1 other annotated feature (cut by both window edges) is annotated in these 1,250 nt (G+C 66.9%).

The features are described 5' to 3' along the window. Positions 1 to 1,250, bottom strand: a sequence feature (mutual gap in cmsearch alignment for this rRNA model is longer than 100) (it extends past both window edges: 248 nt to the left, 1,291 nt to the right).

Below are 1,250 nucleotides of genomic sequence, written 5' to 3'. Positions count from 1 at the left end.
GTTAGTAGTTACGGCCGCCGTTTACCGGGGCTTGGCTTCGGGCTTCGCTTTCGCTGACCCTTCCGCGTGACCTTCCGGCACCGGGCAGGCGTCAGACCCTATACGTCGCCTTGCGGCTTGGCAGAGTCCTGTGTTTTTGGTAAACAGTCGCCTGGGCCTATTCGCTGCGGCCGCCGCGGGCTCGGGGGGCTCGCCCCTCCACCCCCGGCGGCGCCCCTTCTCCCGAAGTTACGGGGCGGTTTTGCCGAGTTCCTTGGCCATGGTTCTCCCGAACGCCTCGGTATGCTCTACCCGCGCACCTGTGTCGGTTTAGGTACGGGCGCCGCCGGCCCTGCCTAGGGGTTTTTCTCGGAAGCATGGAATGAGCGGCTTCGCCTCGAGGGCTTCGTCTCGCGTCTCAGGCTCCGTGGGCCGCGGATTTGCCTGCGGCCCGCCCTACGCGCTTTCACGGGGACGTCCAGAACCCCGCCCGCCTATCCTCCTTCGTCGCCCCGTCGGTCCTAGCGGTCCGGCGGCGGTGCAGGAATGTCCGCCTGCTGGGCATCGGCTACGCCTCGCGGCCTCGCCTTAGCGCCCGACTGACCCTGGGGGGATTAGCCTCGCCCAGGAAACCTCGCGCTTACGGCGGAGGGGTTTCCCGCCCCTCTCTCGTTACTCATGCCTGCATTCTCGCTTCCGCGCGGTCCACCGCCGGTCGCCCCGGCGGCTTCGCCCCTGCGCGGAACGCTCCCCTACCGGCCGCGCCTTCTACGGCGCGGCCCCGCCGCTTCGGCTCCGCGCTTAGCCCCGTGTATTGTCGGCGCATGTCCACTCGACCAGTGAGCTGTTACGCACTCTTTGAATGCATGGCTGCTTCTAAGCCAACATCCTGGTTGTCTAGGCAAACGCACATCCTTTGCCACTCAGCGCGGAATTGGGGGCCTTAGCGGGCGGTCTGGGCTGTTCCCCTCTCGGCCGCGCGGCTTAGCCCGCGCGGCCTGACTCCCGGGGTGTCTGGTCGCGGCATTCGCAGTTCGGTCGGCTTCGGTAGGCGGTGAAGCCCCCTCGGCCGTCCGGCGCCCTACCTCCGCGATCCACCTCCCGAGGCTAGCCCTAAAGCTATTTCGGGGAGAACGAGATATCTCCGGGTTTGATTGGCCTTTCACCCCTACCCGCGGCTCATCCCCTCCGTTTTCAACCGAAGTGGGTTCGGCCCTCCACAGGGTCTTACCCCTGCTTCAGCCTGGCCGCGGGTAGATCACCCGGCTTCG

The sequence above is a fragment of the Slackia exigua ATCC 700122 genome, from assembly GCF_000162875.1.
Taxonomy (GTDB): Bacteria; Actinomycetota; Coriobacteriia; order Coriobacteriales; family Eggerthellaceae; genus Slackia; species Slackia exigua.
The sequence above is the reverse complement of the archived record's forward strand: the minus strand, read 5'-3'. Positions and strand labels throughout refer to the sequence as shown.